The organism is Streptosporangium sp. NPDC051022, assembly GCF_040683035.1.
GTDB lineage: Bacteria > Actinomycetota > Actinomycetes > Streptosporangiales > Streptosporangiaceae > Streptosporangium.
This window is the reverse complement of sequence record NZ_JBFBCF010000015.1, coordinates 12391-34520: the sequence shown is the minus strand read 5'-3', so window position 1 is coordinate 34520 and position 22130 is coordinate 12391. Positions and strand designations below refer to the sequence as shown.

23 protein-coding genes are annotated in these 22130 nt (G+C 70.2%); 11 read left to right on the top strand and 12 right to left on the bottom strand.

Annotated features, from left to right (window positions below):
• Positions 1-324 carry a hypothetical protein gene (locus AB0N02_RS23735; protein ID WP_363950294.1) on the top strand — a complete coding sequence of 108 codons (324 nt, stop codon included), beginning with the start codon at positions 1-3 and terminating at the stop codon, positions 322-324.
• The gene (locus AB0N02_RS23730) at positions 308-481 is read left to right on the top strand and encodes a hypothetical protein (protein ID WP_363950292.1); all 174 of its coding nucleotides are present in this window, start codon (positions 308-310) and stop codon (positions 479-481) included. The genes AB0N02_RS23735 and AB0N02_RS23730 overlap by 17 nt, the downstream gene beginning before the upstream one ends.
• A 483-nt stretch (positions 482-964) precedes the next feature.
• Here the strand turns inward: AB0N02_RS23730 and AB0N02_RS23725 are convergent, their stop codons facing one another.
• From AB0N02_RS23725 to AB0N02_RS23710, 4 genes are all read right to left on the bottom strand, one after another.
• Positions 965-1141, bottom strand: a complete 177-nt coding sequence (locus AB0N02_RS23725; RefSeq protein ID WP_363950752.1) for a BldC family transcriptional regulator — start codon at positions 1139-1141, stop codon at positions 965-967.
• Positions 1142-1260: 119 nt separating this feature from the next.
• Positions 1261-1497 (bottom strand): hypothetical protein, encoded by a 237-nt coding sequence (locus AB0N02_RS23720; protein ID WP_363950290.1) that lies wholly within the window; start codon positions 1495-1497, stop codon positions 1261-1263.
• Positions 1498-1713: 216 nt separating this feature from the next.
• Positions 1714-2091, bottom strand: coding sequence for a hypothetical protein (locus tag AB0N02_RS23715; RefSeq protein WP_363950288.1), 378 nt, complete (start codon positions 2089-2091; stop codon positions 1714-1716).
• Positions 2088-2303, bottom strand: coding sequence for a hypothetical protein (locus AB0N02_RS23710; protein ID WP_363950286.1), 216 nt, complete (start codon positions 2301-2303; stop codon positions 2088-2090). The genes AB0N02_RS23715 and AB0N02_RS23710 overlap by 4 nt, the downstream gene beginning before the upstream one ends.
• A gap of 170 nt (positions 2304-2473) precedes the next feature.
• Between AB0N02_RS23710 and AB0N02_RS23705 the strand changes: the two genes are divergently transcribed.
• Positions 2474-3763 carry a helix-turn-helix transcriptional regulator gene (locus tag AB0N02_RS23705; protein WP_363950283.1) on the top strand — a complete coding sequence of 430 codons (1290 nt, stop codon included), beginning with the start codon at positions 2474-2476 and terminating at the stop codon, positions 3761-3763.
• A gap of 111 nt (positions 3764-3874) precedes the next feature.
• On the opposite strand, the gene ssd is transcribed toward AB0N02_RS23705, so the two are convergent.
• The 3 genes from ssd to AB0N02_RS23690 form a co-directional block, all read right to left on the bottom strand.
• Positions 3875-4456: a septum site-determining protein Ssd gene (ssd, locus tag AB0N02_RS23700; protein WP_363950281.1), complete on the bottom strand. Its 582-nt coding sequence runs from the start codon at positions 4454-4456 to the stop codon at positions 3875-3877.
• 2248 nt (positions 4457-6704) lie between these two features.
• Positions 6705-7478 carry an oxidoreductase gene (locus AB0N02_RS23695; RefSeq protein WP_363950278.1) on the bottom strand — a complete coding sequence of 258 codons (774 nt, stop codon included), beginning with the start codon at positions 7476-7478 and terminating at the stop codon, positions 6705-6707.
• Between the two features lie 60 nt (positions 7479-7538).
• The gene (locus tag AB0N02_RS23690; protein WP_363950276.1) at positions 7539-8066 is read right to left on the bottom strand and encodes a MarR family transcriptional regulator; all 528 of its coding nucleotides are present in this window, start codon (positions 8064-8066) and stop codon (positions 7539-7541) included.
• A gap of 484 nt (positions 8067-8550) precedes the next feature.
• Between AB0N02_RS23690 and acs the strand changes: the two genes are divergently transcribed.
• The 5 genes from acs (at position 8551) to AB0N02_RS23665 (ending at position 14126) form a co-directional block, all read left to right on the top strand.
• Positions 8551-10536 (top strand): acetate--CoA ligase, encoded by a 1986-nt coding sequence (acs, locus tag AB0N02_RS23685; RefSeq protein WP_363950273.1) that lies wholly within the window; start codon positions 8551-8553, stop codon positions 10534-10536.
• A gap of 301 nt (positions 10537-10837) precedes the next feature.
• On the top strand, positions 10838-12064 hold the full coding sequence (gene nhaA, locus AB0N02_RS23680) for a Na+/H+ antiporter NhaA (RefSeq protein ID WP_363950271.1): 1227 nt from the start codon (positions 10838-10840) through the stop codon (positions 12062-12064).
• A gap of 25 nt (positions 12065-12089) precedes the next feature.
• Complete coding sequence (locus AB0N02_RS23675) at positions 12090-12581, top strand: phage holin family protein (RefSeq protein ID WP_363950268.1); 492 nt, start codon at positions 12090-12092, stop codon at positions 12579-12581.
• Entirely contained in the window at positions 12578-13501 is a 924-nt protein-coding gene (locus AB0N02_RS23670) for an alpha/beta hydrolase (RefSeq protein ID WP_363950266.1), read from the top strand. Before AB0N02_RS23675 ends, AB0N02_RS23670 begins: the two co-directional genes overlap by 4 nt.
• Before the next feature lie 172 nt (positions 13502-13673).
• A complete protein-coding gene (locus tag AB0N02_RS23665; RefSeq protein ID WP_363950264.1) occupies positions 13674-14126 on the top strand; it encodes a DUF309 domain-containing protein in 453 nt (150 codons plus the stop codon).
• A 39-nt stretch (positions 14127-14165) separates the two neighbouring features.
• On the opposite strand, the gene AB0N02_RS23660 is transcribed toward AB0N02_RS23665, so the two are convergent.
• A complete protein-coding gene (locus AB0N02_RS23660) occupies positions 14166-15365 on the bottom strand; it encodes a MarP family serine protease (RefSeq protein WP_363950262.1) in 1200 nt (399 codons plus the stop codon).
• A gap of 72 nt (positions 15366-15437) precedes the next feature.
• On the opposite strand from AB0N02_RS23660, the gene AB0N02_RS23655 reads away from it, so the two are divergent.
• Entirely contained in the window at positions 15438-15971 is a 534-nt protein-coding gene (locus AB0N02_RS23655; protein WP_363950260.1) for a HEAT repeat domain-containing protein, read from the top strand.
• Positions 15972-16064: 93 nt separating this feature from the next.
• Here AB0N02_RS23655 and AB0N02_RS23650 read toward each other — a convergent pair whose 3' ends face one another.
• The 4 genes from AB0N02_RS23650 to AB0N02_RS23635 all read right to left on the bottom strand — a co-directional run bounded on the left by AB0N02_RS23650 (position 16065) and on the right by AB0N02_RS23635 (position 19588).
• Positions 16065-16706, bottom strand: coding sequence for a CoA pyrophosphatase (locus tag AB0N02_RS23650; RefSeq protein WP_363950258.1), 642 nt, complete (start codon positions 16704-16706; stop codon positions 16065-16067).
• A 193-nt stretch (positions 16707-16899) separates the two neighbouring features.
• Positions 16900-17643 carry an endonuclease III gene (nth, locus tag AB0N02_RS23645; RefSeq protein ID WP_363950256.1) on the bottom strand — a complete coding sequence of 248 codons (744 nt, stop codon included), beginning with the start codon at positions 17641-17643 and terminating at the stop codon, positions 16900-16902.
• 239 nt (positions 17644-17882) lie between these two features.
• Positions 17883-18965, bottom strand: a complete 1083-nt coding sequence (locus AB0N02_RS23640) for a P1 family peptidase (protein WP_363950254.1) — start codon at positions 18963-18965, stop codon at positions 17883-17885.
• On the bottom strand, positions 18962-19588 hold the full coding sequence (locus AB0N02_RS23635; RefSeq protein WP_363950252.1) for a TetR family transcriptional regulator C-terminal domain-containing protein: 627 nt from the start codon (positions 19586-19588) through the stop codon (positions 18962-18964). The genes AB0N02_RS23640 and AB0N02_RS23635 overlap by 4 nt, the downstream gene beginning before the upstream one ends.
• A 136-nt stretch (positions 19589-19724) precedes the next feature.
• Between AB0N02_RS23635 and AB0N02_RS23630 the strand changes: the two genes are divergently transcribed.
• The gene (locus AB0N02_RS23630; RefSeq protein ID WP_363950250.1) at positions 19725-21143 is read left to right on the top strand and encodes an APC family permease; all 1419 of its coding nucleotides are present in this window, start codon (positions 19725-19727) and stop codon (positions 21141-21143) included.
• Between the two features lie 313 nt (positions 21144-21456).
• Positions 21457-22104, top strand: a complete 648-nt coding sequence (locus AB0N02_RS23625) for a Crp/Fnr family transcriptional regulator (protein WP_231510002.1) — start codon at positions 21457-21459, stop codon at positions 22102-22104.
• Positions 22105-22130: the final 26 nt, after the last annotated feature.

Genomic DNA, 22130 nt, shown 5'->3' with positions numbered 1-22130 from the left:
ATGGCGCACCTGGACGACCCGGACGCGGCGGCAGCACAGGCCAGCGTGGACCGCGTCGCGTTCGAGCGAGCCGCGCCCGCGCCCGTCCGATCCGCTGAGCTGGCGACCGGCTACATCCGGGCCGAACGGCCGGAGGACGGAACACCGGTCACCTTCGTGCCTGGCGAGCGGCTTCCCGCGTGGGTCGCCGAGCGGCTGCGCACCGGCCAGGCCACCTACGACCCGGACAGTGGAGCGTGGACCCTGATCACGCCACCGGCTGAGCCGTCCGAACGACCCGAACGGCGTAAGCGAACAGGAACATCACGTGCTCAGGAAGTATGAGGTCAACGGGATCACCGTGCTTGGCTACGGCGTGGACTGTCAGGCGCTGGCCCGTGGTGAAGACCCGTTCGAGTCAGAGGCCGAACACTATGAGCTCGACGGACAACCACCCGTGGCCAAGCCCGGCAACTGGCACGCGCCTTACACCGGGACCTGATCCCGGGCGAAGGGGGGCGCCCCGGCCACGTGATCACGACAGGGATCACCTGACCCGTGCCCCCCTGATTTTTTTCCGAGGTACCACCGCCCCGGCTTTGCCCCGGGCCGGGGCGAGGGGGCGCCCCCGGCACGCCGGAGCGAGCAGGGATCCTGACCCGCGCCCCCTCGATTTCACGCGACCGCGAAACTCCGAAATCCGCATCTCGCCCGGCGGCCGGATCCCGACTTTCGACGGCGTGCGAGATTGAGGGGGCGCGGGTCAGGGGTTCGGGGGTGTTCCGGCGTGTCGAGGGCGCCCCCGGGGCGTCCCGGCGGGTGACGGTGATTTGCGGGAAATCACAGTGGGCAGCTTCTGCCCAGACGCAGCGTGCTCCCGCTGCTCAGAAGCTGAGCAGCGGGAGCGTTAGAAACTAAAGCCGGTCGCGTCGGTGAGTGGGGACCACTCGAACGGCGAGCGGTCCCGGGGCTGGCCGGTCAGGATCTAACCGCCGTTGAGCAGTGCGCGGATCTCACCTTCCTTGAATCGTCGATGCCCGCCCAAGGTGCGGATGCTGGCGAGCCTGCCCTCCTTCGCCCACCGGGTGACGGTCTTGGGATCGACTCGGAACAGGCGCGCGACTTCGCTGGGAGTCAGCAGCGGTTCCGGGGCGGGAACGATGGTCGCGGTGCCGTCGGGAACAGTGATCGTGGTGCCTTCCACAAGGGATCTCCTGCTGTCAGAGGTGAGGAAAGATCCGGACGACTCGCGGAGCATGGTCGGCACGAGTCGTCCGGGGTCTACTGCTGGCGGACGCGGTCGAGGATCTCGACGTGTCGGCCGATTGCGGCGGCCAGACGTTCCGGGGTGGTGCGGCCGATGGAGTTGCGCGCCCCGGCCGCGTGCTGGGCAGCAGTGATCGGCCGGTAGCGGTGTGCCCACCACCGAGCCACGCCCGGGGCATCGGCCACCTGGTAGCGCCAGTTGGGATACATGCCGCCCAGTAGGGCGATCACCTCAAGGTCGTGTTCGGTCAAGGTCGGCTCTCATGCCAGGTAGTGAACGTGGAAGGTGCCCGGCCGGGGCGAGATCCGGCCGGGCACCGGGCGCCAGTTGCGGGAGACCGGCGCGCGAGCGGTTCCCCTTCCCCGATCTACGGGAACCGCGTGGGTGTGCGACCCGAGCCCCCTCCTCCCGGGCCGCACGAAGGAGGCGCGACGGCGGGGACGGCACTCGCCCGCCGTCGCGCCGGTCTATGCCGCGTCCCGGTAAGGACGGCGGGAGGGGAGCGGCGCGACGGCGGACGCCTGGGAGTGGACACCGTCGCGCCTGTCCGGGGGCGGGGACGCGGGAAACGCCCGCCATGCGATGTCCGCCTCTGTCTGGAGCATCCGCTCTTGCAGCCCTTCGGCCGTGTCATCGGAGATGATCAGCGGTTCGGAGACCGACCACTCGGCGATGGCGTAGAACCGGCGCTCGCCGAGGCTGTAGAGCACGCTCCACCCCTGCCACGTCCGGTCGAGGTGTTCCGCTTCGGAACGCGCCGGGCCGTCCCACAGTCGCCGGTACACGTTCGTGGGCGCCTGGCCGTTGCGGTGCCGTCCCATCCGGGATCGACGGCGCCCGATCACGGGGCCACCTGTCCGGCTACCCTCTCCTGGCGCTCGACCTCGCCCGCCAACTCGTCAAGGGTGTCGGCATCGACTGTGCGCGTCGCACCGACGCCCATCTCGGGCTCGGTGAACGGGACGATCCGCGAGGCCCACAGACGGCCCTTGTCACTGAGGATCACTCGCCAGCCCGGAATGGTCGGTGTGGGCACGGTGGCCCTAGCATCTTCCATGGATCGCACCTCCATGCGATCAAGGAACCCCGTATGGCCTGTCCGCCTGCGGGGTTCCGCTTTACGTGACGCTTACTGGTGCCATAGTTGAAGCCACGTGTTGCGCAGGACAAGACACGACGTGTTACAGACAGAGCGTGTAAGCCGTGTAACAGGCCAGGGCGAGGGCGATGGGCGCAGAATCGCAGGAGTGGCAGGAGTTCAGCCGCGCGATAAGAAAATGGCGAGAACAGCGGCAGATGACACAACGGCAGCTCGGTGAGCTGATCAGTTGGGCCTACTCAATGGTGAGCCGATGGGAGTCCGGCGGCCAACGCCCGCCGGTCGAGGCGATTGAGGCGATGGATGCCGCTCTCGGCGCCGAAGGAAAGCTGATCTCCCTGGGATTCCACGCCGCCATGGCCGATAGCAACCGGCTAAGAAAGGGTACCGTCGAGGCAAAAGCCTCAAAGCGGGATGAGGACGAAGACATGGAGCGCAGACGACTCATGCGAGACGCCGCAACCGTCGCTTTCGGCGGTGCGGTGGCGCCCGTGCTGGCCACCCTGACTGACGCCTGGCAGACCTACGGCCCGCGCATCTCCGGGGCGAGCGTCTCACAGGAGATGATCGACGACTGGGAGGACGCCGCCGACGCACACAACGAACGGTCTTACTATGACCCGCCCGCCGTCGTGCTTGCGGCTCTCGCCGTGGACTACGCCGATCTTGCTCCCCACCTTAATCGCGCCCAGCCGGAAGCCGTTGAGCGGGATCTTGCCCATGCCGCCGCACGCTACAGCGCCTTGATCGCCGGAGCATGGTACGACCTGGGCAACAAGCGGGAAGCGTGGCGGTGGTGGAAGCGCACTCGCACTCTGGCCGATGCTTCTCAGGACATCGCGCAAGCGTCCGTGCTGCGAAGCTGGGAAGCGGCAATTCGGCGCTATGACGGCGATGACGTTCTGCCACTGCTTCAGGAAGCCCGCCGTCTGGCAGGTGAGCGACCAAGCCTGACGCTGTTCTCTGCGCTCCGTGTGGAAGCCCAGGTGCTCGCGATGAAAGGCCGTCTCAGCGAAGCGATCATCGCTCTCAACCAGGCTGAGAGCGTGCTGGAGCGCCTGCCTGCGCAGACCCCAGGCGTCATCCGGCCTGATTGGTACAGCCGTAGCCTGGTCTACACCCTCGCAGGCGACGATAGGCAAGCTGGTGAGGCACAAGATGCCGCCAGAGCGGCATACGACTCCGGACACATCATGTCGGCCGTGGTCGAGCTACACCGCGCGGCCACGCAAGCGCGCACAGATCCGGAGCAAGGCGTTCAGTATGCCCTACGGACCCTTGGCGGGCTTTCTGCCGAACGGCGAGATAGTCATAGCTTGTCAGCCGCTCGGCTCACGCTGGCCACACTTCCAGAGAAGGCCCACGCCTTACCCGCCGTCCGGGAGTTGCGCGCTCTGACGGCCAACCGGTCGGCCTGAGCTGACACGGCGACGCCCCGCCGGTCACTGACCGACGGGGCGGGCCGAACAGGTGGGCCACCTGTTCGCTCTATAACCGATTCGCCACAGCCTTGTATCGAAAGGGTCTATCTAAGAAAGTTTCTCGGCGGTGAAGCTGATCCTTCCCTCACGGGCGACCAGGTCGGCCCAGCGGGCTCCCCCCGCCTCCTCCTGCCCGAGAAGCACGTCTAGGCCTCCACCGAGCGGGTCGGCGTCGACCAGGAGGGTGCGCAGGCGCCGCCGGGAGGCGCTCAGCGCCAGTGAGGCGGCCAGGACGCTGGCTCCGGCTCCGCCGCGGCCGCCCGCGACACACACCACGGCCCCCGCCCTCGACACCGGCTCCACGACGTCGGCGAACTCGTCGACCAGTTGCCGCTCGGCGGAGGGCAGTTCCAGAACGGCCTGAGCGCCGACCGCCACGCACTTGCGCCACGTGTCGGGGTCGCCGGGCGTGCGGGTGACCAGGATGACGCGGTGTCTGGGTGGTGGGCCCGTGGCGGCCAGGGCGTCGGCCATGTCGCCGCCGACCACGACCAGCGGGGCCCGGTTCCAGTGGGGCCGGGCATGTGCCGGCGCATGGGCGACGTCGAGCTCGGCTCCTGCGGCGGCGGCGACGCGGAGGAGATCGTCGAGCAGATCAAGATCCTCGGTGATGACCAGAGGGCGGTCCATGGGTGCCTCCCTGAAGTGCGGGAGACCCACTTTCGGAGAGAAGCCACCTCCTCGGAGCCCTCGAACACCGTGCTGTGGACAACCAGGGCACGTTCGGCACAGCCTGTGGACAACTCAGCCCCGCGGAACGGCTGGAGCTTCGGGGAGACACACCGGGGACGGCCAGCGCTGTGACCGGGAACGTTCACCGGGACGGACACCGCTCATTGGCGCCGATCCGCTCCGCTCCACCACTCGCCATACCGGCGCCGGCGGACGGTCACGAACACGGTGACTCGGACGGTCACGGACACGGTGGAGGTCACGAACACGGTGGAGGTAGGCGGTCGCCGCACTAGCGGCCACAAGGGAAACAGCCGACACCACGGGGGGAACGGCTGATGCCACGAGAGACGACTGGCGCCTCGGGGAGACACGCCGGGGACAGCTAACGCCATCGGGGACGGCCGACGCTGTGACCGGGAACGTTCACCGGGACGGACACCGCTCATTGGCGCCGATCCGCTCCGCTCCACCGCTCGCCGTACCGGCGCCGGACGGTCACGAACACGGTGGAGGTCACGAACACGGCGGCTCGGACGGTCACGGGCACGGTGGAGGTCACGGACACGGTGGAGGTAGGCGGTCGCCGCACTAGCGGCCACAAGGGGGCAGCCGGCACCGCGGGGAGACGACTGGAGCTTCGGGGGGACAGTTGGTGCCGCGAGAGGCAGTCGGCGCCGCGAGAGACGACTGATGCTTCGGGGGGACGACTGGTCTTCGGGGACGGGTGGGCGCTTCGGGGGGCGGGTGTTCCGGGGAGGCGTGCGGTTCCGAGAAAGGCCGGGAGAAAAGTGGCGACCCCCGCCGGGGGGGAGAGCGGGGGTCGCCAACCGGTCCGGCTCTGGGGGGGTAGAGCCGGTCCCGTTTCAGAAAAAAGCCTTCAACGGTTGATCAGGGCATGGCAAGGGGATTGCCTGGTTGCCCCGTGCGCAGTCACTCCCGTTTGAGGAGATACCACCTCATGCTGCCCGATCCACTTGAGTTTCGTCGAGGAGCAATCTCGAGTTTCCGCTAGTTTTTTTCAAGGTAACGATTGTGTATCCACAGATCTGCCAATCAGGCACGTCCCTAATAGGCCCGTTTTTGATCACTCAGAGTGACCATGATCGGCGTCCCGATACGAGAAGTTGATCACCCATGCAGAGATATGGGGTGCATGGGCGTTTTGTCCACGAATGTCCATCGATCTGTAAAGGACTTGGCGTCAGGGGTTCCCATCAGCCTGGATCCGTCGTACAAAGGGTGAACGGACCACTTGTCCGGGCACGACCGCCGGGTACCCACGTGCCGCCGAGCCGCGGGAGGCATGTTCGGGATGGGCTTTGATCCATCTCGACGATTATCAGGTGCACGCTTGGTAACCCGGTGGCGCCGTGCTGGCGACGGCGCCCCATCCCAGGGGCGCCGTCCGCTGTGTCAAGGACATGTCCGTAATCAGCCGTCCCTCATGGGACCACCCGAGGTCTCGCGATCCGACGCGGCACCCGCGTGGTCACGGTACGCCTCTCGGCCGCTCACCGAGCGTTTCACGCGCGACCGCCGTACGAACTCCGCCCGAATCCTCGGCCCCGTGTCGGTGAACATCCGTCAGGTCGCACACCGGCCGTCGGCGCCGATCAGGACCGCGATCCCCGCTCACCGCACCGGCCCCCGGAGCGCCCCTCCACGGCCGCGCACGGCGGAAACGGAACATGGCGCGAGCGTGTGCCTCCCGCCTGGCGACCACGCGCCCCGCACTCCCACACGAGCGCCGTGACCAGGACGTTCGTCGCCCTTCAAGCCGGTCGTCGGCGCCGGGTCAGGAGCATGACTGCACGCGCCGCACCGGCGTCCCGTGCTCTCCCGGACGGGCGGAAGCCGCGAAATGCCGCCGGCGCAAGCCAACGCGGCCACGGTGAACATCCCGAACATGGCCGTGGAGGTCTCGAACACGATGGAAGGCGGTGACGATGTGTGACCCTGTCTTGGCCTGAAGCAACCTCGTATTACACCACATGTTCCGTGTGACATCACACGGCTCGGGAGTCTCAGATCGGTCGCGCGATCCCGCGCCGCCCCACGCCGTTCCGCCACCCGCTCGCCCGGTGCCCCCCTCACGCCTTTCGCCCCGCACCGGATCACCCCCACATCACCCGCTCTCACGCCGTTCGCCCGCACGCCGCCCACCTCACGAGGGCCCGGGATCCCGCCGGCGCGGGCTTCGCGCTCAGCCGCGTTGCATGGCCTCGCAGATCGCCGTGGCCTCCCGTACGCCGAGGACGACCGCCGAGGTGCAGTGCCGCACCCACGTCGTCACCCCGTCGGGAGTGCCGCTCAGGTAGGCCTTCAGGCTCTCCGCGTAGGCGGGACCGAGTTCGAGGTGGCCGAGCTCCACGGCCGCGAGGGACTTCGGGTCCAGGCCGAACTCGACCAGCGTCAGCCGTTCCGCCGCCCTCGCGACCACTCCGTCCGCCGTCCCGAACGGCCGCAGCACGGCCAGTTCGGCGTGCACGATGGCGGCCAGCACCAGCGTGGGCGCCTTCGACGGCTTCGTGACGAGGTCGACCAGCCCGTCGACCCTGGCCACGGTCTCCTCGGGGCCGGGGGCCTCGCCCAGGCCGAGAGGGTCGGGAGCGGTCGCCGAGGTCCTGGGACGGCCGAGGTCGTCGGTCTGCCCGGCGGCGGCGAGGGTGTGCAGCCTGGCCAGCACCTGACGCGGGGCGGTACGCCAGGTCGGGCCGAGCCGTCCCAGCTCCGCCGAGACGCGCAGCGCTCCCTGGACGACGGGGTCGGTGGCCTCGGGAATGGCCTCGAGCGGGACGTCCACGCCCTCCAGTGCGGCGGACGCGCGGGCTCCGCGCAGGGCCGACCTGGCCGACACCTCCGGGCTCTTGCGCCGTAGCACACGGTGCCTGTAGAGCCGGTCCACGGCTTCACGGGCTTCGGCTACGGCCTCCGGCACTCCGGGCATTTCAGCGATGACAGCCAATGGGTCGCTCACGCTCCCCGACCATACCGGCCGGTAGAAGGGACCTCGCGGGCACCTCGGCCCCATGTGGCGTCACAGCAGGAGCGCGGCCGGTTCGTCCAGCAGGACCGTCACACGGCGCGCCTGGGACGGGTCCGCGACGGCACGGTCGATGACGTCGTCGACACGGCGGCCGCCGCGGCGGGTGATCGCCCGCAGGGCGTGCTCGGTGACCCGCACGCGGGTGCGCCGTCCGTCACCCGGGTCGGCGACGGTCTCGACCAGTCCGCGCTCCCTGAGCCGGGACACCGAGGCGGACACGTGGCTCTGGGCGAACCCCGTGCGCCGCTGGATGTCCGTGACGGAGCCGTCAGGGTGCTTGATCGCGTCTTCGAGCACCGCCGTCTCCCCCGGTGTCAGGACCAGGTCACCCGCCTCGCCGGTCGCCGCCGCGGACAGCTCGATCAGGTGCTTCCCGAGCCGGTGCATCGGAGCCGAGTCCGGAGCCGGTGGCCGGATCACGATCAGGGCCGGGGGCCGGGCCGAAGACTGGGGCGGGGCCGGCACCGGCGCCTCGGGAGCGCCCGCGTCACCCGGCGCCGTACCGCGCTGCGAGCGCACGCCCCTGCCCGTCGTCCTGCGCGGAGACTGGGCGGGCGGTCCTGCGCGGAGACTGGGCGGGCGAGCCGCTCGAGGCCGGATTCGACCGCACGCCGCCTACGGCACCTGCGACGCCTACGGCATCGGCGGCGTCCTCGTCGTCAGCGCTGCGTGACCACGCCCCACCCGCGCCGGGGGCCCAAAACGATCGTCGATTTCCGGCCCGAGGGGGCGCGCGCCGCGCTCGGGACGTCCGCCGAAGACATATCGCCACCCGGGTCTGCCACCCCACCAAAGCACCCGGAATAGCATCGTCTACATTCTTATGATGACAAAAGAGCAACGTTTCCGCGCCGGATGTTATCCGGCGTTAAGACGATTGTGAAGCATATGGCCCGCTATCACCGATTGGTACAGACCAGTCTAGACCTCTTGTCGCAGGCGCCTCTGGCCTGGTGAAGTGGGAGCCGACGAGTCAGACCAGTAGTTACATAAGGAGTGTGTAGTGGCCCCGGAGACCCCTGGTTCCGAGTCGCGTGAGACCCAGGAGACGCTGTCGAACCTGTTGCACGAGACCCGGCGGTTCGCCCCTCCTGCGGACCTGGCCGCGGCCGCGAACGTGACCGCCGACGCCTACGCCGAGGCCCAGCAGGACCGTCTGGCGTTCTGGGAGAAGCAGGCCGACCGGCTGACCTGGTCCAAGCGCTGGGACACCACCCTTGAGTGGAACCCGCCCTTCGCCAAGTGGTTCGTCGGCGGAGAGCTGAACATCGCCTACAACTGTGTCGACCGCCACGTCGAAGCCGGTCGTGGCGACAAGGTCGCCTACCACTGGGAGGGCGAGCCCGAGGGCGACAGCCGTACCATCACCTACGCCGACCTGCAGCGCGAGGTCTCCAAGGCGGCCAACGCCCTGCAGGAGCTGGGTGTCGGCAAGGGTGACCGGGTCGCCGTCTACCTGCCGATGATCCCCGAGCTGCCGATCACGATGCTCGCCTGCGCCCGCATCGGCGCGATCCACTCCGTGGTGTTCGGCGGGTTCTCCGCCAGCGCCCTCAGCGGCAGGATCAAGGACGCGGACGCCAAGGTCGTGGTCACCGCCGACGGCGGTTACCGCCGCGGCGCGCCCAGCGCGCTCAAGCCGACCGTGGACGAGGCCGTCGAGGAGTGCCCCGGCATCGAGCACGTCCTGGTCGTCAGGAGGACCGGCCAGGAGGTCGCCCAGACGGACAAGGACATCTGGTGGCACGACCTCGTCGACCGGCAGTCCGAGACCCACGAGGCGCAGCCGCACGACGCCGAGCACCCGCTGTACATCCTTTACACCAGCGGCACGACCGGCAGGCCCAAGGGCATCCTGCACACCACGGGCGGTTACCTGACCCAGGCCGCCTACACCCACCACGCGGTGTTCGACCTGAAGCCGGAGACCGACGTCTACTGGTGCACCGCCGACATCGGCTGGGTGACCGGTCACTCCTACATCGTGTACGGCCCGCTCGCCAACGGCGCCACCAGCGTCATCTACGAGGGCACCCCGGACACCCCGCACCGCGGCCGGTTCTGGGAGGTCGTGCAGAAGTACGGTGTCACGATCCTCTACACCGCGCCGACGGCGATCCGCACCTTCATGAAGTGGGGCGACGACATCCCCGCCAAGTACGACATGTCGTCCCTGCGCGTCCTGGGCAGCGTCGGTGAGCCGATCAACCCCGAGGCGTACGTCTGGTACCGCGAGCACATCGGCGGCAACCGCACCCCGGTCGTGGACACCTGGTGGCAGACGGAGACCGGCGCCATCATGATCAGCCCGCTGCCCGGCGTGACGAGCGCCAAGCCGGGCGCGGCCATGCGTCCCCTGCCCGGCATCACCGCCGACGTGGTCGACGACCAGGGCAACAGCGTCGGCAACGGCGGAGGCGGCTACCTCGCGATCCGCGACCCGTGGCCCTCCATGCTCCGCACGATCTGGGGCGACGACCAGCGTTACATCGACACCTACTGGTCCCGCTTCGAGGGCATGTACTTCGCGGGCGACGGCGCCAAGAGGGACGACGACGGCGACATCTGGCTGCTCGGCCGGGTGGACGACGTCATGCTCGTCTCCGGCCACAACATCTCCACCACCGAGGTCGAGTCGGCCCTGGTCTCGCACCCGAAGGTCGCCGAGGCCGCCGTCGTCGGCGCGACCGACCCGGTCACCGGCCAGGCGATCGTCTCGTTCGTGATCCTGCGCGGCAACGCGGAGGAGAGCGACGACATCGCGGCCGAGCTGCGCAACCACGTGGCCAAGACGCTGGGCCCGATCGCCAAGCCCCGCCAGATCCTGGTCGTCCCCGAGCTGCCGAAGACCCGCTCCGGCAAGATCATGCGGCGTCTGCTGCGTGACGTGGCGGAGAACCGCAGCGTCGGCGACGTCACCACGCTGGCCGACAGCACGGTGATGAACCTCATCTCCGAGAAGCTGCCCAGCGCCAAGAACGAGGACTAGGCCTGACCCCAGGCTCGGGGCGGACGGCCCACAAGGCACGAGCCCGCGGAAACACAGACCTTCGAGCCCGGCCCGGCCCACCAGAGCCCGGCCGGCCGGGGCAAGGCCATGATCAAGACTCGGCACGGCACGACCGCCCACCGGCGGGAGAGGCGCGGATCCCCACGGAGATCCGCGCCTTTTCGTGATGAAGGGTACTGTAAATCCCTTTTGCGGGCCTATGTAGGCTGGTGATCAGGTGTGCCGGGAAGTCTGGTCGGCCAGGGAGGGAACCGGCCTTCTCTGTAATCCCGGAGGTCGCATGCGCCGCGTCGTCGAGATCTGGCCCTTCAGGCCCACTGTCCGCTACTCCCGCGAGCTCGCGGAGGCCCTCAGGACCGAGACTGTCGGCGGCGTCATCATGCTGCTCGCCACGGTCGTCGCGCTGGTCTGGGCCAACGTCTCCGGCGGCTCCTACGAGGCGCTGCGCAACGCGACGTTCGGTCCCGCCTTCCTCCACCTGGACTTCGAGCTCTACAAATGGGTCCAGAACGGCCTGCTCACGATCTTCTTCTTCGTGGCGGGGATCGAGGTCAAGGAGGAGTTCGTCCACGGCGAGCTGTCCAACCTCCGCAAGGCCGCGCTGCCCATCATCGCCGCGATCGCCGGAATGATCGTTCCGGCGCTGATCTATCTGGCGGTGAGCTGGGGAGCGCCGGGCGCCAGACAGGGCTGGGCCATCCCCACCGCGACCGACATCGCCTTCGCGCTGGCGGTGCTGGCCGTCACAGCCAGCGCGATGCCCGCCGCGCTCCGCGCCTTCCTGCTGACCAGCGCCGTGGTCGACGACCTCGGCGCGATCAGCGTCATCGCCGTCTTCTTCACCCGGCACCTGAACGTCCTGGCCCTCGTGGCCGGGATCGCGGTCATCGCCCTGTACGGCCTGCTGCAGGCCAGGCGGGTCCGCGGCCTGTGGACATACCTGCCGCTCGCCCTCCTCGCCTGGTATCTCATCGAGATCAGCGGCGTCCACGCGACCGTCGCGGGCGTGGCGCTCGGCCTGATGACCCGCGTGCACAGCGACCCCGGCGAGGACAGGTCCCCCGCCGAACTGGCCGACCACTACCTGCGGCCCCTGTCCGCGGGCTTCGCGGTGCCCGTGTTCGCGTTCATGTCCGCCGGGGTCACGCTCAGCTCCGAGAGCCTGGGCGCGATCTTCACCGACCGGGTGGTGCTCGGCGTGGTCGTCGGCCTGGTGGTCGGCAAGTTCCTCGGGGTCTTCGGCGGGGCATGGCTGGCCGTACGGCTCGGCTTGGCGAAACTGTCGGAGGAGTTGCACTGGCGAGACATGGCGGCCGTCTCGATACTGGCCGGAATCGGGTTCACCGTGTCCCTGCTCATCGCCGGCCTGGCCTACAGCGACGATCCGGGACGGGTGAACGCGGTGACCACCGGCGTGCTCGCGGCGAGCGTCGTGTCCTCGCTACTGGCCGCGATCCTGCTCCGGGTGCGCGTGCGTAACCGCGTCAACGCACAGGATGATGTTTGAGACCTGCGCTCGATAGGAGATCGTCATGACACACAATCCGTCCGCGGAACCGCTGGCCGCGGAACCGCAGGAAGAGTCGCTGGGCGCGCTGGTCGCCAACGCGACCGACCACATCTCCACCCTGGTGCGCGCCGAGATCGAGCTGGCCAAGGCCGAGCTCAGGTTCGACGCCAAACGCGTGGGCACGGCCGCCGGGCTCTTCGGCGCCGCCGCGTTCATCGCCCACCTGTGCCTGATCCTGGCGTCGTTCGCCATCGCCTACGGGCTGGTCGCGCTGGGGGTGTGGACGTGGCTGGCCTTCGCGGTCGTCACGGCGTTCTACCTGGTCGTGGCCGCCCTGCTGGTCCTGCTCGGAGTCCGGCGGCTCAAGGGCCTGGCCGGGATGAAGCGGACCGTGCGCTCGCTCAAGAACCTCAAGAGCGGGGAGACCGAGGTCACCGGCACGACCGCCGCGGTCGCCCCGCCGACCGCGGGCCAGGTCGGCACCCATCGCGAACCGGTGAGACCGGCCCGGTGAGCGATCCCGACGAGTCCCTGGTCAGGCTTGAGGGCCCGTGGACCCACCGTTCCGTCCACGCGGGCGGCACCAGGTTCCACGTGGTCGAGGCCGGTGAGGGCCCGCTCGTGCTGTTGCTGCACGGCTTTCCCCAGTTCTGGTGGACCTGGCGTCACCAGCTCGTCTCGCTTCCCGCCGCGGGCTACCGCGCCGTCGCCGTCGACCTGCGGGGGTACGGCGCCAGCGACAAGCCACCGCGCGGCTACGACCTGCCGACGCTGGCGGGCGACGCGGCCGGGCTGGTCCGGGCGCTGGGCGAGAGCGTCGCGACCGTCGTCGGCCACGACTGGGGAGGGCTGCTGGCCTGGACCATGGCCGTGCGGGACCCGAAGGCGGTCCTGCGGCTGGTCCCGGTGTCGGCCCCGCACCCGCTCAGGCTCCGCTCCTCGCTGCTGTCCGACCCGTTCGGCCAGCTCAGGGCGAGCGCGTACGCCCTGGGCTTCCAGCTGCCCTTTCTGCCCGAGTGGCGCCTGACCACCAAGGAGGGCGCGCTGGTCGGGCGGATACTCGACGAGTGGTCCGGCCCCGGCTGGCCGGAGGAGGACGTCGCGAAGACCTACCGCGACGTGTTCCGCATTCCCACCGTCGCCCACTGCGCGCTGGAGTATCACCGCTGGTTCGCCCGCTCCCAGCTCCGCCCGGACGGGCTCCGTTACGCCAGGATGATGCGGAGCGGGATCGGCTCGCCCACGCTGCAGATCCACGGCGCGCTCGACGGGCACGCGCTGCCCCGCACCGCCCAGGGCTCCGGCCGCTACGTGACCGCCCCCTACCGGTGGCGGCTGATCGAGGGCGCGGGCCACTTCCCGCACGAGGAGCGGCCCGAGGAGTTCGACGCCGAGCTCATCTCCTGGCTGGGCGATCCGGAGCCCGACCGGTGACCCCGCCGGGCACCCGGCCGGCGGTGCGGAACGACGCCGGGCCGGCGGTACGGCACCGCACCCGGCCCGCGGCGCGGAGGCACGCGACGGACACGGCGGACGCGACGGACGCGACGGACGCGACGGACGCGACGGACGCGACGGACAGGGCGGACGCGACGGGAGACGGCCGATGATCTCGCGAGACCGCGACCCGGAGGGCAGACCCCGCAGCGGGCGGCCCCGCGACGCCCTCGGGCGCCCGCTGCCCCGCGGAGCCCAGGGGGTCGAGCGCGTCCCCGACGACTACGCGCCCAGCGCGCGGGAGGCGCTCTCCGAGGCGTACAGGCTGCTCGGCGAGGAGCGTCCCTTCCACGCCCACGAGGTCCTTGAGGGCCGGTGGAAGAACTCTCCCGAGCGGGAGCGCGAGCTGTGGCAGGGGCTGGCGCAGATCTGTGTCGGGCTCACCCATCTCCAGCGGGGGAACCGGCGCGGGGCCTCGGCGCTGTTCGCGCGGGGCGCGGACAGGATCTCCTCGTACGGCACGCCGTACGAGGAGATCGCCCGGACGGCGCGTGAACTGGGGGCCATGGACGACCCGGAGCCCGGAGCGGCCATCGCCAGGATCAGGGACCTGCTCCGCTGACGCCCGGACGGACCCCGGCGAGGGCCCGCGGCCACCGCGTCAGCCGTTCTGGTCGCACTCCTGGGTGCTCACCCGGTTGAACAGCTTGGAGCCGTCCTCGGCGTCCGGTGAGACCTCGGCCGCGGTCAGCACGAAACCGGTCTCCCGCTGGTCGAGGGCCGCGGCGAAGACCACCCCGTAGACCCGGCCGTCCGTGGTCAGCAGGGGCCCGCCCGAGTTGCCCTGCCTGACCAGGCCGCGGATGGCGTACACGTCGCGGACGACGGTCTTGCGCTCGTAGATGTCGGGGCCCTTGGCCCGCTGCTGCACCCGGATGCGGGCCTCGTTCGTGGTGAAGCCCTGGCCGTGCGGGAAGCCCGCGATGATCGCGTTGTCGCCCTTCTTGGCCGTGCCGTCGAAGCGCAGGACCGGCATGTTCAGGCCGGGGACGTAGAGGATCGCGATGTCCCTGTCGGGGTTGTAGAGGACGACCTTGGCCTGGTGGGAGTTGTTGAGGTAGTCGGTGACCTGGAGATCCCGATCGACTCCCGCGACCACGTGGGCGTTCGTCATGATCTTGTTCTGCGCGTAGACGAAGCCGGTGCCCTCGATGTGCCTGCGGCAGCTCGTGGCGACGCCCTGGACCTTGACGATGCCCCTGCGGGCCCGCGCGAGCTGCGGGCCCTTCAGCACGCTCCGGTCGGGGGGCGCCACGTCGACGAGCTGGCTGCCGCCGATGGCGTCGAACACCTTGGGGAAGCCCGAGGTGTCGATGAAGTCCTTGAACGGTTTCTGGAACTCCTTGGCCGCGCTCGGCAGCGCCTGGTCGACGGTGCTGATCAGCAGTGACTTGTTGACCTGCTCGCTCAGCAGCGTGAACTGCGACGAGGCGATCAGCGAACCGATCAGCCAGGCGATGACCAGCACGGAGAACGCGCTGGCGAAGGTGCCGCCGACCGCGTCGACCACCGCGGCGGGCTCCCAGGTGACGTGGCTGCGGACCACGGCGCCGATCGTCGAGGAGGCGAACTGCCCGATCGTGGCGGTGAGGAAGACGATGACGATGGCGAGCAGCGCCCGCTCGGTGTCGCCCTCCACCACGGCCTCGGCGATCGGGGGGGCGATGAAGATGCCCAGCAGCGCGCCGCCGATGAATCCGACGAAGCTCAGGGCACCGATGATGAACCCCTGGCGGTACCCCGACACCGCGAAGGCCACCATCAGGGCGATCAGGATGAGGTCGAGGAGATCACCGCTCACCCCTTTACGGTATCCAGCGACCGGCCCGCGCGTGCACCCCTTGTCGGAGGTCCCTACGGTTATCGTGGCCGTATGGCAACGATCGGGGGGTCGCCGGCCGTGGAAGCTCTCATCGAGACGGCACTGCGTGACCGGGACCAGGACGGCACGACCCGCTGGAACGCGATCGCCATGCTGCACGAACGCGGCGATCTGGAGACCTTCACCGCGGCCAGGCGGCTGTGCGCGGGAGAGACGGCCGCCGAGCGGATGCTCGGGGTGGACATCATCGGCAGGCTTCCGTTCGTCGACCGGAGCCTGCCCGTGCTGCGGTTCCTGGCGGCCAGCGAGGACGACTGCATGGTGCTCTACTCGGTGCTGATCGCCTTCGGCCACCTCAGGGACCGCCGCGCGCTGCCCTCGGTGATCGCCCTGGGCGAGCACCTCGACCCCAGGATCAGGTACGGCGCCGCCTACGCCCTGCCGAACATCATCGGCAACCCGCCCGACCCGGCGGGGCTGGTCGCGCTGGAGCGGCTGACCGAGGACACCGACGACGACGTGGCCGAGTGGGCCCGTCTCGGCCTGGCCCTGGCGACGGGCCGCAGGGTCGAGGACATCGGCTAGCGCCTTGCCCGTGCCGGGCTCGCCCTCCCGGCGGGGACGAGGCCGACGTCTCTCAGACGTCTCTCAGTGGGATGTCTCTCAGTGGGACGTCTCTCAGCGGGAGGCGAGGTTGACGACGTCCGGGGGCAGGTCCTCGACCCGCGACGGGTCCCAGGGGAGCGCGAAGCCCGAGTGCGTGAGCAGGCCGTCGAGCACTCCCGCGGTGAAACCCCACACCAGCAGCCCGCGCACCCGGAATGCGGGCCCGGTCAGGCCGCTGGGGTGGCGCAGGCTGAGGCGGTTGACCGGGTCGGCGAGCTCGGAGATCGGAACGCGCTCGACCGACTCGACCTCGTCCGGTGAGGCGGCGTGCACGACGGAGGGCGTGTGCCACCAGCCCAGGACCGGGGTGACCCGGTTGTCGCTGCGCCAGATGTACAGCTCGGGCATGGTGCCGACCACGTGGACGCCCGCCGGGTCGACGCCGGTCTCCTCCCGCGCCTCGCGCAGCGCGGCGGCGACCGGGCCGCCGTCCTCCGGGTCGACGCCGCCGCCGGGGAAGGCGGGCTGCCCGGCGTGCCTGCGCCCCCGGGAGCTGCGCTGGATCAGGAGCACGTCCGGGCCGTGCGGCCCCTCACCGAACAACATGAGCACCGCCGCCGGGCGGCCTCCGGCCTCGGGCGGGCGCAACGCCAGGGGCACCTGTGCCCGCGCGCCCTTCTCGGCCAGCGTCTCCAACCATTCGGGCACTTCCACGGGCACACCTCCGGTCTCTGCAACACGACACCCCCGGCTCGTGCTTCCCAGGCACGGAGGTCTTCTCGGACACGGCCGGCGCCCCGGACGGGACGGGCCCGCCGGTACGGCCGGGCGGGCGCGCGGGTCACCGCGCCGGTACCGCGAAGCCGCCGGTCGAGGGGCTCCCCGTCCGCGGGAGACCCCGGTCACGTCACGAGAAGGGGCCGGGACGCACCAGCTTGGCGGCCTGGGCGGGGTCGGTGGGACCGGTGCCGAAGGCGGGACAGAGCGCGGCGAGGGGACACGCGCCGCAGGCGGGTTTGCGGGCGTGGCAGATGCGGCGGCCGTGCCAGATCAGCCGGTGGGAGGCCATCGTCCAGTCACGCTTGGCGATCAGTACGGCGACGATGTGCTCGATCTTGACCGGGTCGGTCTCCGTGGTCCAGCCGAACCGGTTGACGAGACGCTGGAAGTGGGTGTCCACGGTGATGCCCGGCACGCCGAAGGCGTTGCCCAGCACCACGTTGGCGGTCTTGCGGCCGACGCCGGGGAGCTTGACCAGGTCTTCGAGCCTGCCGGGGACCTCCCCGCCGTAGCGCTCGCACAGGACCTGCGCCATGCCGATGATGCTGTTGGCCTTCGCCCGGTAGAAGCCGGTCGACCGGATGATCTCCTCCAGCTCCGCGCGGTCGGCCCCGGCGTAGTCCTCCGCCGTTGGATATTTCGCGAAAAGTGAGGGGGTGACCATGTTGACCCGCTTGTCCGTGCACTGCGCGGACAGGATCGTGGCGACCAGCAGCTCAAGAGGGTCGGTGAAGTCGAGTTCGCAGTGCGCGTCGGGGTAGGTCTCGGTGAGGATCCGGTCCATCTGCCGCGCCCGCCGTACGAGTCCCAGCTGGGTCTCCGGCTTCCTCCGACGTCGCGGCTGCGGCGTCGCGGTGTTCGTGCTCGCCATGCCGCAAGCGTAGGGCCTCGGCGGGCCTCGTGAGCGATGTCCGGCGCCTCTCCGGCCCACCGTGCACACCCACAGCGCACACCCACCGTGCACGCCCACAGTGCACGCCCGCCGCGCACACCCCCGTGGCGTCCGGCACGGACGGGCACGAGGACGGGCACGGGCACGAGGGCGGGCACGAGGGCGGGCGCGGAGGCGGACTCGGTGGACGGGCGCGGCGGGGCCGTACGGTCACCCCCTCAGGAGCGTCCGAGCAGGTCGAGGAGCCGGGAGACGGGCAGGCCCGGGGAGCGGCGGCCGCCACGGCCGATCATGGTGTCGGCGGCGCAGAGGGCGTTGAGCACGGCCTCCTCAACGGCCTGGACGACGGCCTCGAAGAAGTCGTCCATCCTGCTCCAGGGAACGAAGCGCAACTGTTCGTAGCCGGGCTCGCCGTCGGGGAAGTCGGCGGTCAGCGCCCCGGGGTTGCCGGTCGAGAAGGCCAGGAAGATGTCGCCGGAGAAGTGCGATCCGGTGGTGCCGGTACGGGCGAGGCCGAGCGGCACCCGGCGGGCCAGCGCGGTGCACTGCAGCGGCAGCAGCGGCGCGTCGGTGGCGATGACGGCGATGACCGACCCCGACCCCGCCGGTGTCCTCCGGCCGTCCTCCATGGGGTTGTCGTCGGCGAGCGCCTGGCCGACGGGCACGCCGCAGACGGTGAGCTCCTTGCGGGAGCCGAAGTTGGCCTGGACGAACGCCCCGACCGTGTAGGTGTCGGGCCCGTACTCGACCAGCCGCGAGGAGGTGCCGCTGCCGCCCTTGAAGGCGTAGCAGTTCATTCCGGTGCCGCCGCCGACCGAACCCTCGGCGACCGGTCCCGGGCGGGCGGCGTCGATGGCCGCCATGGCGTGCTCGGGCCGGACGTGGGGTCCGTTGATGTCGTTGAGGTAGCCGTCCCAGGTCTCGGCGACCACCGGGAGCAGCCACTGGTCGGCGACCGCGGGCTTCTCCCGGGCGACCCAGTCGATCACCCCGCGGTGGCAGGTGCCCACGGCGTGGGTGTTGGTGATGAGCACGGGAAGCCGGAGGGAGCCGGTCTCGCTGAGCCAGGACGTGCCCGTCATCTCGCCGTTGCCGTTGAGGGAGAACCATCCGGCCGCGCACGGCACGTCGAAGTCCCCGCGCCCTCGCGGCAGGATCGCGGTGACGCCGGTGCGGACCGCCTCGCCCTCGACGAGGGTGGTGTAGCCGACCTCCACCCCCGGCACGTCGGTGATGGCGTTGTCGGGCCCGGTACGGCCCGGCAGCGGCAGGCCGAGTTCGCGGGCGCGTGCGCGTGTCATCGTTCGTCAGGTCCTTCCAGGTTCTCCAGGTCGCAGCCGGTCACGTCGGCCGCGTACGCCAGCAGGAGGTGCTCGGCCTGCCGGGTGTCGAGGGTGGGCACCGCCTGGGTGACGTGGAGGCCCAGGCCGTCCTCGAGCATGACGAGGTTGCGTGCGAGGGTGATGGCGTCGCGGGTCAGCGTGAACACCCCGCTCGCCGCTCCCGCCTCGAGGATGGCCGCGTACAGGGCGACCTGCCGCTCGCACAGGCGGATGTGCTGGGCCGAGTAGGCGGGGTCCCTGCGGGCGTAGGTGCCGAGTTCGTAGAGCAGGACGCACAGTTCGTCGTCGCTGCCGGCGGGCAGGCCCGCGCGGATCATCCCGAGCAGCCGGCGCCTGGGGTCGGGCTCCTCCCGGGCGGCCTTCTCCCGGTCGACGCAGAAGCGCTCGACCGCCTCCCGCTGCACCTCGCGCAGCAGGTCGGTCAGCGTGGGGAAGTAGTAGAGGACCGACCCCGTCGACATGTTCGCCTGCTCGGCCACGTCCCGCAGGCGCAGGTCGATGACGCCGCGCCGCAGGAGCGCCTCGCGGGCCGCGGTGACGAGCTCGGCGCGTCTCACATGGGCCTGGCTAGGTCGTGCCATGCCGGTGATTCTCTAGACATCGGTCAGGAAACGCAACCCATCACCCCGAAACACATCCTTTACCGGCAGGTCTATTGACTTGGATCCAGCACAGTTCTTTGATGCAACATCAAAGAACCATGCCTGAGGAGTCCCTGTGGCCGCTCCTGACACGACCCCCTCCGAGTCCGTTCCGGCGGCGAACGCCGCCCATCCCCACCTGCACCGAGGGCTGAAGCTCCTCGGCACCCTGTTCATCACCCTGTCGGCGATCTCACCCGCCTCGTCGGTCTTCATCATCGCGCCGGGCGTCATCGGCCAGGCCGGCACCGGCGCATTCCTGGCCTTCCTGCTCGCGGGCGTGGTGGGCGTCTTCATGGCGTTCGTCTACGCCGAACTCGGCTCGGCCTACCCGCTCAGCGGCGGCGAGTACGCGATCGTGGCCCGCACCTTCGGCCGCCTGCCCGGCTTCGTCGTCCTCGGCCTGTTCATGATCACCCAGCTGCTCATCGTCGCGGTGATCGCGCTCGGCGTCGGCACCTATCTGGCGGTGCTCTTCCCCGGCCTCCACGTCCCGACCGTCGCGGCCGTGACGACCGTCGTCGCGACCGTGATGGCCGTCTTCGACATCAAGCTCAACGCCTGGGTGACCGGCGTCTTCCTGGCCATCGAGATGATCGCCCTGGTCGTGGTGAGCGCGCTGGGCTTCCTGCGTCCCGAGCGCTCCCTCGCCGACCTCGTGCTGCACCCGGTGGCGGCCGGGCAGAACGGCACGGTCGTCGCGGCCTCCGTCGGGGTGATCGGGGCCGCGACCGCCGTCGCGATCTTCTCCTACAACGGGTACGGCGCCGCGGTGTATCTCGGCGAGGAGACCCAGGACGCCCACCGCGGCATCGCCAAGACCATCCTCTGGGCCCTGGGCATCACCGTCGCCTCCGAGCTGATCCCGGTCACCGCGGTGCTCATGGGATCGCCCTCGCTCCCCGACCTCTTCGGCGCGGGCAACATGATGGAGTACTTCATCACCGCCCGCGCCGGATCGACGCTGAACGACGTCGTCAGCCTCATCATCGCGGTGGCCATCCTCAACGCCGTCCTCGCCATCATCCTCGTCACCGCCCGCATGATCTTCAGCACCGGCCGCGACGCCACCTGGCCGGAACCGGTCAGCCGGGCCCTCGCCTCGATCCACCCCCGCTACGGCAGCCCGTGGATCGCCACCATCGGCGTCGGGCTCATCGGCGCCGGGTTCTGCTACGCCGACGAGCAGTTCCTGCTGGTCGTCACCGCCACCACGATCATCGCCGTCTACGCCGCCCTCTGCGTCTCGGCCATCGCCGGCCGCCGCAACGGCTCGACCGCGCACGCCGCCTACCGCATGCCGTGGTTCCCCGTCGCGCCGATCCTGGCCCTGGCCGCCATCGGCTACGTCGTCTACCGCAACTTCCTCGATCCCGCGGTGGGACGGCCCAGCCTCTACATCACCGCCGGCATCGCCGTCGTCTTCGCCGCCTACTACCTGCTTGTCCTGCGCCGCCGGGGCGTCTGGGAACTCCGCGGCGCGGCCGACGAGTGACGGTCCCGGCCGGGGCACGCGCGGGGCCGGGGCCCGCGCCCGCGCCCCGGCCGGGCCGTGCGCGCCTAGGGCGCCGCCCCGCCGGACCCGCGGTGTATGTCCGGCCAGGTTTCGGCAAGAATGCAATTAATCCCCCATAGCGGAGGATCACCACAACATGCGACTCACCAGCTGGATCGACGGTACGGAGCGCCCCGGAGGGCCACGCGTGCGGCCCCCCTGAGAGCGGCTCGGTGGGATGGGTCACAATAACTGCGTGAGCCGTGAAACAGGAGGCACTGTGAACACCGACGACGTGCTGGGCAAGGCGCCTCTGTTCTCGGCGCTCGACCGCGAGGGCGCCGCCGCGCTACGCACGAGTGTCTCGGAGGTCGAGCTGTCCAAGGGACAGACGCTGTTCAGCGAGAACGAGACCGGAGACCGCCTCTACGTAGTGCTCGAAGGCAAGATCAAGCTGTCCAGGACCGCTCCCGACGGCCGGGAGAACCTCCTCAGCGTTCTCGGTCCCGGCGAGATGTTCGGCGAGCTCTCGCTGTTCGACCCCCGCCCGCGTACGGCCTCCGCCACCGCGCTGACCGACGTCCGCCTGGCCGGACTCGGCCACGACGACCTCCGGCCCTGGCTGACCGGCCGCCCCGAGGTCGCCCTGCACCTGCTGCGCGCCCTGGCCCAGCGGCTGCGCCGTACCAACGACGTGCTGGCCGACCTGGTCTTCACCGACGTCCCCGGCCGGGTCGCCAAGGCCCTGCTCGACCTGGCCGAGCGCTTCGGCCAGCGGATCGACGACGGCGTCCGGGTCCACCACGACCTCACCCAGGAGGAGCTGGCCCAGCTGGTCGGCGCCTCGCGGGAGACCGTCAACAAGGCTCTGGCCGACTTCGCCCAGCGCGGCTGGCTGCGCATCGAGGCCAAGGCCGTGGTCATCATGGACCTGGAGCGGCTGCACAACCGCTCCCGCTGACATCGGCACCGCCCGGCGGCGTCGCG

Bases quoted from the DNA above. Each gene is read 5' to 3' on its own strand.
- AB0N02_RS23735 (WP_363950294.1), top strand. From the start codon at position 1: ATGGCGCACCTGGACGACCCGGACGCGGCGGCAGCACAGGCCAGCGTG.
- AB0N02_RS23710 (WP_363950286.1), bottom strand. From the start codon at position 2,303: ATGGAAGATGCTAGGGCCACCGTGCCCACACCGACCATTCCGGGCTGG.
- AB0N02_RS23705 (WP_363950283.1), top strand. From the start codon at position 2,474: ATGGGCGCAGAATCGCAGGAGTGGCAGGAGTTCAGCCGCGCGATAAGA.
- ssd (WP_363950281.1), bottom strand. From the start codon at position 4,456: ATGGACCGCCCTCTGGTCATCACCGAGGATCTTGATCTGCTCGACGAT.
- nhaA (WP_363950271.1), top strand. From the start codon at position 10,838: ATGCGCCGCGTCGTCGAGATCTGGCCCTTCAGGCCCACTGTCCGCTAC.
- AB0N02_RS23675 (WP_363950268.1), top strand. From the start codon at position 12,090: ATGACACACAATCCGTCCGCGGAACCGCTGGCCGCGGAACCGCAGGAA.
- AB0N02_RS23665 (WP_363950264.1), top strand. From the start codon at position 13,674: ATGATCTCGCGAGACCGCGACCCGGAGGGCAGACCCCGCAGCGGGCGG.
- AB0N02_RS23655 (WP_363950260.1), top strand. From the start codon at position 15,438: ATGGCAACGATCGGGGGGTCGCCGGCCGTGGAAGCTCTCATCGAGACG.
- nth (WP_363950256.1), bottom strand. From the start codon at position 17,643: ATGGCGAGCACGAACACCGCGACGCCGCAGCCGCGACGTCGGAGGAAG.
- AB0N02_RS23640 (WP_363950254.1), bottom strand. From the start codon at position 18,965: ATGACACGCGCACGCGCCCGCGAACTCGGCCTGCCGCTGCCGGGCCGT.
- AB0N02_RS23635 (WP_363950252.1), bottom strand. From the start codon at position 19,588: ATGGCACGACCTAGCCAGGCCCATGTGAGACGCGCCGAGCTCGTCACC.